This is a genomic window from Haliea sp. E17 (assembly GCF_048323675.1).
Taxonomy (GTDB): domain Bacteria; phylum Pseudomonadota; class Gammaproteobacteria; order Pseudomonadales; family Halieaceae; genus Mangrovimicrobium.
In genome coordinates this window covers 1-9,559 of sequence record NZ_JBLWFK010000012.1, presented here as the reverse complement: position 1 = coordinate 9,559, position 9,559 = coordinate 1, and the positions used below count along the sequence as shown (strand labels likewise).

General features: G+C 63.5%; 8 protein-coding genes. All 8 read left to right on the top strand.

Annotated features, from left to right (window positions below; all coding sequences use genetic code 11):
• The first annotated feature begins 508 nt into the window (after nt 1-508).
• Nucleotides 509-937, top strand: a complete 429-nt coding sequence (gene rplM / locus ACNKU3_RS20580) for a 50S ribosomal protein L13 (protein WP_418261458.1) — start codon at nt 509-511, stop codon at nt 935-937.
• Nucleotides 938-951: 14 nt separating this feature from the next.
• Nucleotides 952-1,344, top strand: a complete 393-nt coding sequence (gene rpsI / locus ACNKU3_RS20575) for a 30S ribosomal protein S9 (RefSeq protein WP_418261457.1) — start codon at nt 952-954, stop codon at nt 1,342-1,344.
• A gap of 238 nt (nt 1,345-1,582) precedes the next feature.
• Complete coding sequence (gene petA / locus ACNKU3_RS20570) at nt 1,583-2,179, top strand: ubiquinol-cytochrome c reductase iron-sulfur subunit (RefSeq protein ID WP_418261456.1); 597 nt, start codon at nt 1,583-1,585, stop codon at nt 2,177-2,179.
• Nucleotides 2,179-4,218 (top strand): ubiquinol-cytochrome c reductase, encoded by a 2,040-nt coding sequence (locus ACNKU3_RS20565; RefSeq protein WP_418261455.1) that lies wholly within the window; start codon nt 2,179-2,181, stop codon nt 4,216-4,218. Before petA ends, ACNKU3_RS20565 begins: the two co-directional genes overlap by 1 nt.
• 70 nt (nt 4,219-4,288) lie before the next feature.
• The gene (locus ACNKU3_RS20560) at nt 4,289-4,921 is read left to right on the top strand and encodes a glutathione S-transferase N-terminal domain-containing protein (RefSeq protein WP_418261454.1); all 633 of its coding nucleotides are present in this window, start codon (nt 4,289-4,291) and stop codon (nt 4,919-4,921) included.
• Between the two features lie 24 nt (nt 4,922-4,945).
• Nucleotides 4,946-5,353 (top strand): ClpXP protease specificity-enhancing factor, encoded by a 408-nt coding sequence (locus ACNKU3_RS20555; protein WP_418261453.1) that lies wholly within the window; start codon nt 4,946-4,948, stop codon nt 5,351-5,353.
• 192 nt (nt 5,354-5,545) lie between these two features.
• Entirely contained in the window at nt 5,546-9,028 is a 3,483-nt protein-coding gene (dnaE, locus tag ACNKU3_RS20550) for a DNA polymerase III subunit alpha (protein ID WP_418261452.1), read from the top strand.
• Nucleotides 9,029-9,096: 68 nt separating this feature from the next.
• A complete protein-coding gene (locus tag ACNKU3_RS20545) occupies nt 9,097-9,390 on the top strand; it encodes a DUF1244 domain-containing protein (RefSeq protein WP_418261451.1) in 294 nt (97 codons plus the stop codon).
• Nucleotides 9,391-9,559 lie beyond the last annotated feature (169 nt).

Genomic DNA, 9,559 nt, shown 5'->3' with positions numbered 1-9,559 from the left:
GACTTGGAGGGCGTCGGTGCGAGCTCGATCCCCAAGCGGAACCGCCTCACCACCGCGATGCGCCAGCCCACCACACCGGCTGCCAAGGGGCCGGGTAGCATGTAACCTCCAAGCGAATTCAACACCCGGCAGCCCCGCGGCAATTCCGGGCATCAACAGGCCAACGCGCCGCAAGCGCCCGGAATGGAGTAAAAGAGCCTTCCCGCCCGCAGGCCACGCAGCGGCCGCAAGGCCGCCCCACCCCCCGGGCTTGCTAGACACCCCCGGGCCGAGCCGAGCCACCGCGGGCCCGGAGGCCGCCCAAAGCCCTCCCAGCAAACAGGCTATTGAGTAATGGCGCACAGGCGACTAAAGTGTGCCACCCCGGCCAATCCAGGGGCGTAAAATTCACACTTCCCGGCCGCCCCTAAGTAGCGAAAATTATTCGGTTTTCCGCTTGAAAAGGGCTTGTGCATTGGGTAGTATTCGCGCTCTCGAAATTGGAGCCCTCCAAGAGGCAGTCATTCTCATGAAAACTTATAGTGCCAAAGCAGAAGACGTGTCCCGCGACTGGTTCGTAGTGGACGCCGCTGATAAGACCCTGGGGCGCCTGGCAAGTGAAATCGCGCATCGTTTGCGCGGCAAGCACAAAGCCGAGTACACACCGCACGTTGATACCGGCGACTACATCGTCGTCATCAACGCGGAGAAAGTTCGTGTAACCGGCGCCAAGGCGACCGACAAGATGTATCACAGCCACACCGGTTATCCCGGCGGCCTGAAGTCGATTTCTTTCGAAAAGCTGATCGACAAAGCCCCGGAGCGTGTGATCCAGAGCGCAGTCAAGGGCATGTTGCCGCGTAACCCGCTGGGCCGCGCCATGTTCAAGAAGCTGAAAGTGTACGCGGGCAACGAGCATCCGCACAGTGCACAGCAGCCCCAGCCCCTGACCATTTAACGGACTCTTAATCTATGTCAGCTACCCAATATTACGGAACAGGGCGCCGCAAGACCTCCACCGCCCGTGTTTTTATCAAGAGCGGTGAAGGCAATATCACCGTTAACAGCCGTCCGCTGGACCAGTACTTCGGTCGCGAGGTTGCCCGCATGATCGTGCGCCAGCCCCTCGAACTGGTCGAGATGAACGACAAGTTTGACATCAATGTCACCGTCCAGGGCGGCGGCAGCTTCGGCCAGGCCGGCGCTATCCGCCACGGTATCACCCGTGCCCTGATGGAGTACGACGAGACCCTGCGCAGCCCCCTGCGCGCCGCGGGCTACGTGACCCGTGACGCCCGTGAGGTCGAGCGTAAGAAAGTCGGCCTGCGCAAAGCACGCAAGCGTCCGCAGTACTCCAAGCGCTGATTCCGGTCGGTACCCGCGACCAGATACAACGTCCGCCCGCAATCCGGGTGGACGTTTTTTTATGCCCGCAGAAAAGCGCTCCGGTGGCAATTTCGGCTGGCAAAGGGCTGGTAAGTCAAGGTCTTCACCTTGTCAGAAGGCGGTAAAAAAGATTAGTATTTCCAGCATTTTGTGGGAGTAGAGGTCGACGGGGACTGCTGTCCGCAACGTCGTCTCCAGTGCAGGGGAGAGAACAAGAATGAATAACGATGGAGTAAACTCCGGCAGGCGCAAGTTCCTGACTGCCACCACCAGCGTGGTGGGGGTCGCAGGGGCTGTGGGTATTGCCGTGCCCTTTGTGGGGTCCTGGAACCCCTCGGCCAAGGCTAAGGCGGCAGGCGCGCCGGTCAAGGTCGACATCAGCAAGCTCGAACCCGGGCAGATGATGACCGAGGAATGGCGGGGCAAGCCGGTTTACGTGATTTACCGCACCGAGTCACAGCTCGAGAGCCTCCCGGGGCTGGACGGTGAACTCAAGGACCCGGAATCGAAAATTTCCGACCAGCCGGCCTACATCACCGGCGAGGACCGCTCGCTGAAGCCCGAGATCATGGTGCTGGTGGGCCTGTGTACCCACCTCGGCTGCGCGCCGAAGTTCCGCCCGGAAGTGGGCGCCGCGGATCTCGGCGGCGACACCTGGGTCGGAGGGTTTTTCTGTCCCTGCCACGGCTCCAAGTTCGACCTCGCGGGCCGGGTGTTCAAGGGCGTGCCGGCTTCCGCCAACCTGGTTGTCCCCCCGTACAAGTACGAGGGCGACAATGTCATTGTGATTGGCGTCGACTCGGAGGTGGCCTGATGAATAACATGCTTCTGGGACTTCGCGACTGGGTCGATGCCCGCCTGCCCATCATGCGGGCGTGGAATACCCACATGGGCAAGTACTACGCGCCCAAGAACTTCAACTTCTGGTATTTCTTCGGCGTGCTGTCGCTGCTGGTGCTGGTCAACCAGCTGCTTACCGGCATCTGGCTGACCATGAACTACAACCCGAGCGCGGAGGGCGCCTTCGCCTCGGTCGAGTACATCATGCGCGACGTCGACTACGGCTGGATATTGCGCTACATGCATTCCACCGGCGCCTCGGCGTTCTTCATCGTGGTCTACCTGCACATGTTCCGGGCACTGCTCTACGGCTCCTACAAGAAGCCGCGCGAGCTGATCTGGATCTTCGGCATGCTCATATTTGTCATCCTGATGGCCGAGGCCTTTGTCGGCTATGTGCTGCCCTGGGGCCAGATGTCCTACTGGGGCGCCCAGGTGATCATCTCCCTGTTCGGCGCGATACCGGTGGTCGGCGAGGATATCGTCACCTGGATCCGCGGTGACTACCTGATCTCCGGGATCACCCTGAACCGCTTCTTCGCCCTGCACGTGGTGGCGCTGCCCATCGTACTGCTGGCGCTGGTGGTGCTGCACCTGCTGGCCCTCCACGAGGTGGGTTCCAACAACCCCGACGGCGTCGAGATCAAGAAGAACAAGGGTCCCGACGGCATCCCCGTGGACGGCGTCGCCTTCCACCCCTACTATACGGTGCACGACCTGCAGGCGGTGGCGGTGTTCCTGTTCATCTTCTGCGGCATCATCTTCTTCCTGCCGGAGATGGGCGGTTACTTCCTCGAGTTCGCCAACTTCGAGGAGGCCAACAACCTGAAGACCCCGGCGCACATCGCCCCGGTCTGGTACTTCACCCCGTTCTACTCGGTGCTGCGCGCGGTACCGGACAAGTTCTGGGGCTTCGTGGCCTTCGCGGCATCCGTGGCCATTCCCTTCCTGCTGCCCTGGCTGGACCGCAGCCCGGTCAAGTCCTGGCGCTATCGCGGCAACATCAACCGGGTGATGCTGGTGCTGTTCACCGCCAGCTTCCTGATCCTCGGCGTGCTGGGCGTGAAGGCCCCGACAGCATCGCGCACCTTCCTGGCGCAGATCTGCTCGATCTTCTACTTCGCCTTCTTCCTGTTGATGCCGATCTGGTCGGCCATGGACAAGACCCGGCCGGTGCCGGAGCGGGTGACCACCGACGGCGGTATCGGCTTCTGGCGCAGCCTCGGCGCGCTGCTGCTGATCCTGGCCCTGACCATCATCCCGCTGAAGGCGGTGGGCGCGGAATCCGAGCACGCCTGTGGCAGCATCGAGTGCGATGAATTCGTGGCGGACGGGGCGGACACGGCCTCGCTGCAGCACGGTGCCAAGTTGTACATGAATTACTGCATGGGCTGTCATTCCCTGCAGTACTCCCGGTATAATCGCGTCGCTGCGGATCTCGGCATCCCCGACGACCTGATGCAGGCCAACCTGATCTTCGACCCCGAAGAGAAAATTGGCTCGTTGATGGAAAATGCCATGGACGACAAGGTCGCGAAGAAGTGGTTCGGCGCAACACCGCCGGACCTCACCCTGGTTTCCCGTGCTCGCCAGCCGGAATGGCTGTACACGTACCTGCGCAACTTCTACAAGGACGACAGTCGCCCCTACGGCGTCAACAACCGCGTCTTCAAGGATGTCGGCATGCCCCACGTGCTGCTGGAACTCCAGGGCATGCAGGACTGTGCCATGGGCCCGGTGAAGGCGGCAAATGGCGGCGTCAAGCGCGATCCGCTGACGGGCGAGGATATTCTCGAGGAGCCCTGTGGCCGCTTCACTATCGTGGAGGAGGGCAGCATGACGCCGGAGGAGTTCGATGGCGCCATGTACGACCTGGTCAATTTCCTGGCCTACACCGCCGAGCCCATGGCGATGGAGCGGCAGCGCACCGGTATTTTCGTGCTGCTGTTCATCGCACTGTTCTTCGTATTCACCTGGTTGCTGAACCGGGAATACTGGAAGGACGTACACTGACCGAAAGCGGTCATACCCGCGGCGTCGCCGGGACGCCGCCTATTTCTGCCTAGCAATTGAGGATAACCCGATGGGTGTTGTGACAAAACGGTCATCAATGACCTTCTTCTCTGACAGTACCAGCCACTACAGTCATCGTGTGCGGATCGTACTCGCAGAAAAAGGTGTGACCGTCGACCTGATCGAGACCGACGCCGCCCATCCGCCGGCCGAGTTGTCCGAACTCAACCCCTACAACAGCCTGCCCACCCTGGTGGACCGCGAACTGGTGCTCTATGAATCCAAAGTGATGATGGAGTACCTCGACGAGCGCTTCCCGCACCCGCCGCTGCTGCCGGTCTACCCGGTGGCCCGTGCCGAGAGCCGCCTGTTGATCCACCGCATCGAGCGCGACTGGTGCGCGCAGGTGGATTCCATCCTCACCACCCGCAGCGACAACGTGGTGAAGAAGGCGACCAAGGAACTCAAGGACGGCATCACCGCGATTGCCCCGATCTTCGCCGAGAAGCCCTTCTTCATGAGCGACGAATTCACCCTGGTGGACTGCTGCATCGCGCCCATCCTCTGGCGCCTGCCGTCCTTGGGTATCGACATCCGTCCCACCAAGCAGACCAAGCCGCTGCTGGCCTACATGGACGCGCTGTTCGCCCGGGAGTCATTCCAGGAGAGCCTCTCCGAGCAGGAACGGGAAATGCGTCCCTGAGCCTGACGCCCGGTTAGTGCAGTAATGTCCATGAGCCCGAGTCGTCCCTATATCATGCGAGCCCTCTACGAGTGGATCGTCGATAACGGCTGCACGCCCTATATCCTGGTCGATGCGAAATTCCAGAACGTGATGGTGCCGGAGCAGTACGTCAAGAACGGCCAGATCGTCCTGAACATTTCGCCGACTGCGGTAATGGACCTCGATATCAGCAACACCGCGGTCGCCTTCAACGGGCGCTTCGGCGGTGTCGCCACGGACATCTATGTGCCCGTGGCCGCGGTCATCGGCATCTACGCCCGCGAGAACGGCCAGGGCATGGTGTTCGAAGCCGAGGACCCGGACGACACGCCGCCGCCCGACGGCACCGATCCCGCTGCGGGCACCGACCCCAGGCCCGAAGGCCGCCCCTCCCTCAAGATCGTCAAGTAGTTTCCGCGCCCTGTCCGCAGGGCGCGCCATCGCGCGTACACCGTTTCCGCCAGCTGTCTTCGCGGCCCCCGGGCGCCTACCCGGATGGTCTGACCATCGCGATATGCCGCTGGCAGGCGCACGCCGCGATCAATTGCCCCGGGTGCCGATGAAATTGCTGCTCGCCAGCGCCAAGCGCGTTAAACTTGCCGCATGACCCAGTTCGTTCATTTGCGCCTGCATTCCGAGTATTCCATTGTCGACGGGCTGGTGAAGCTCGGCCCCCTGATGAAGCGTACCGCCGCCCTCGGTATGCCCGCGGTGGCGGTGACGGATTTCTGTAATTTCTTCGGCCTGGTCAAGGCCTACAAGGCCGCCTTCGGCGCCGGCGTACAGCCGATTTTCGGCAGCGACTTCGCGGTAATCGACGCGGAAGACGCGGAAAAATCCCATCCCCTGTGCCTGCTGGCGATGAACGAGACAGGCTACCGCAACCTCACCCTGCTGATCTCCAGGGCCTATACGGAAGGCCAGCGGCTGGGCATGCCCTTCGTCAGGCGGGAGTGGCTGGAACAGTACAACGAGGGCGTGATCGCCCTTTCCGCGGGCGCCGCCGGCGATGTCGGGCAGGCGCTGGTGGCGGGTAAAACCGCGCTGGCGCGGGAGCGGGCCAGCTACTGGATGTCGCTGTACCCGCAGCGCTACTATCTCGAGTTGCACCGCTGTGGCCGGGAGGGCGACGAGACCCACCTGCACGCCGCGGTGGCGCTGGCCGCTGAACTGCAGTGCCCGGTGGTGGCGACCAACGATGTGCGCTTCCTGCAGCCGGATGAGTTCGAGGCCCACGAGGCGCGGGTCTGTATCCGCGAATCGCGTACCCTCGACGACCCGCGCCGGCCGCGCAACTACACCGACCAGCAATACCTGCGCTCGCCGGAGGAGATGCTCGAGCTGTTCGCCGATATCCCGGAGGCGCTGGAAAACACGGTGGAAATCGCCCGCCGTTGCGCCCTGGTGCTGGAACTGGGCAAACCCTACCTGCCGGACTACCCGGTGCCGGAAGGGATGACCATGGACCAGTTCTTCCGCCAGCTGTCCCACGAGGGCCTCGACAAGCGCCTCGAATTTCTTTTTGACACCGCCGCGGCGGATTTCCCGGAAACGCAGAAAGAATACCGCGAGCGCCTGGATTTCGAGCTCGACACCATCGTGCAGATGGGCTTCCCCGGCTACTTCCTGATCGTGATGGACTTCATCCGCTGGGCCAAGCAGCACGATATCCCGGTGGGGCCGGGGCGGGGCTCCGGCGCCGGCTCGCTGGTGGCCTACGCGCTGGAGATCACCGACCTCGACCCGATCGCCTACGACCTGCTGTTCGAACGTTTCCTCAACCCCGAGCGGGTGTCGATGCCGGACTTCGACGTCGACTTCTGCATGGAAAAGCGCGACCGGGTCATCGACTACGTGGCCGACACCTACGGCCGCGAGGCGGTATCGCAGATCATCACCTTCGGCACCATGGCGGCGAAGGCGGTGGTGCGCGACGTGGCGCGGGTACAGGGCAAGTCCTACGGCCTCGCCGACAAGCTGTCGAAGATGATTCCCTTCGAAGTGGGCATGACCCTGGAAAAGGCCATCGACCAGGAGGAAACCCTGCGCGATTTCCTCGCCGAGGACGAGCAGGCCCAGGAAATCTGGGACATGGCCGTTCAGCTGGAAGGGGTGACCCGCAACGTCGGCAAGCACGCCGGCGGCGTGGTCATCGCGCCGTCCCGGCTCACCGATTTCTCGCCCCTGTACTGCGACGAGACCGGCGGCGGCCTGGTTACCCAGTACGACAAGGGCGACGTGGAAGACGCCGGCCTGGTGAAGTTCGACTTCCTCGGCCTGCGCACGCTGACGATCATCGACTGGGCGGTGAAGATGATCAACGAGGTGCGCCGGCGCGGGGATGAGGCGCCGCTGGACATCGCGGCGATTCCGCTGGACGACCCCGCGGTATTCAGCGTGCTCAAGTCCGCCACCACTACCGCGGTGTTCCAGCTCGAATCCCGCGGCATGAAAGACCTGATCGAGCGCCTGCAGCCGGACTGTTTCGAGGACATCATCGCCCTGGTGGCGCTGTTCCGGCCGGGTCCCCTGCAGTCGGGCATGGTCGACAATTTCATCAACCGCAAACACGGGCGGGAACAGATTTCCTACCCGGACGTGCAGTACCAGCACGAGTGGCTGCAGCCGATCCTCGAGCCCACCTACGGCATCATCCTGTACCAGGAACAGGTGATGCAGATCGCCCAGGTGCTGGCGGGCTACACCCTCGGCGGCGCGGACATGCTGCGCCGCGCCATGGGCAAGAAGAAACCCGAGGAAATGGCCAAGCAGCGCGCCGTGTTCGAGGAGGGCGCCATCGGCAAGGGCGTCGACGGCGAACTGGCGATGAAAATCTTCGATCTCGTGGAAAAGTTCGCGGGCTACGGCTTCAACAAGTCGCACTCCGCCGCCTACGCGCTGGTGTCCTACCAGACCGCCTGGCTGAAGGCCCACTATCCCGCGCCCTTCATGGCCGCGGTGATGAGCTCGGAACTGGATAACACCGAGAAAATCGTGGTGTTCCTCGACGAGTGCAAGCGCATGGGCCTCAAGGTCAAGCTGCCGGACGTGAACGAGGGCCAGTACATGTTCACGGTCAACCCGCAGGACGAAGTCATCTACGGCCTCGGCGCGATCAAGGGGCTGGGCGAGGGCCCGGTGGAAAACATCCTCCGCGCGCGGGAAGAGGGCGGCGCCTTCGCCAACCTGTTCGAGTTCTGCGCCCGCACCGACCCGCGCAAGGTCAACCGGCGGGCCATCGAGGCCCTGATCCGCTCCGGCGCGCTGGATTCCTTCGGCGCGGAGCGCTGGGTGATGATGGCCAGCCTCGACGACGCGCTGCGCACCGCGGAACAGGAGGCCAGCAACCGTGACGCCGGTATGGTCGACATGTTCGGCGAACTGGTGTCCAGCGGCACGGACAGCGCGGAGGACGTCTACGCGGCGTTTCGCGGGGTACGGCAATGGACAGACAAGGAGCGCCTGGGCGGCGAACGGGATACCCTCGGGCTCTACATCAGCGGGCACCCGATCGACGAGTACCAGGACGAGGTCCGCCGCTTCGCCCCGCGCCGGATCAGCGAAGTGCGCCCCGACCGCCAGGGCGGGCAGGTGATCGCCGGCCTGATCATGGCGACCCGCACCATCAACAGCCAGCGCGGCACCATGGCGGTGATGACCCTCGATGACAGCAGCGCGCAGATCGAGGTGACGCTGTTCGGCGATGTCTATGCCGAATACCGCGACCTGCTGACCAAGGACACCATCGTCATCGTCGAGGGCCGGGTGCAGCAGGACGACCGCACTGGCGAGCCCACCATGCGCGCCAACAGCCTGCGCAGCATGGAGCAGGCGCGGCAGAACTACGCCTCGCGCCTGACCCTGGAACTGCGCGCGGACCGGCTCAGCGACAAGCTCACCGATAGCATCGCCCAGATCCTCGCCGGCGCCGGCGGCGGCAGCTGCCCGGTGTCCATGGTCTACCTGCAGGAGCGCAACAAGGCGCGCTTCGACTGCGGCGAGCGCTGGCAGGTCGTGCCCAGCGACGAACTGCTGCAGGCGCTGCGCGACGAACTGGGCGTGGACCGGGTGGCGCTGGAGTACTGAGTTTCACCCGCAACCACGCAAGCCCATCAGCGGGCCCGCCGCGCGGGCCACCCACAGGAGAATCATTCATGCCAGAGAATAACGACGCCATCGAAGCCGCGGTGTTCCGCCGCCTGCTGGAACACCTCGACAGCCGCAAGGACGTGCAGAACATCGAACTGATGCAGCTGGCCGGTTTCTGCCGCAACTGCCTGTCCAAGTGGTATGTCGCGGCGGCCGCCGAGCGCGGTGAGGAAGTCGACTACGAACAGGCCCGCGAGCGGGTCTACGGCATGCCCTATGCCGAGTGGAAGGATCGCTACCAGACCGAGGCCACCCCGGACCAACTCGCCGCTTTCGAAGCACACAACAAGGGGCACTGATCGGTCTGGGATGCCTTCTTCCCCGTTCGCGGGTGGTTTGACGGTTGCTGCTTTGTCGCCTTGTGGACTTGTGGACTTGCGGACTTGCGGCCTGACGGCCTGGCGGCCGCGGCATTGGCGCCGGGCGGTGCATGTCTTTTGCTCCATTGCGGGCGCTTGCGGCGCGTTG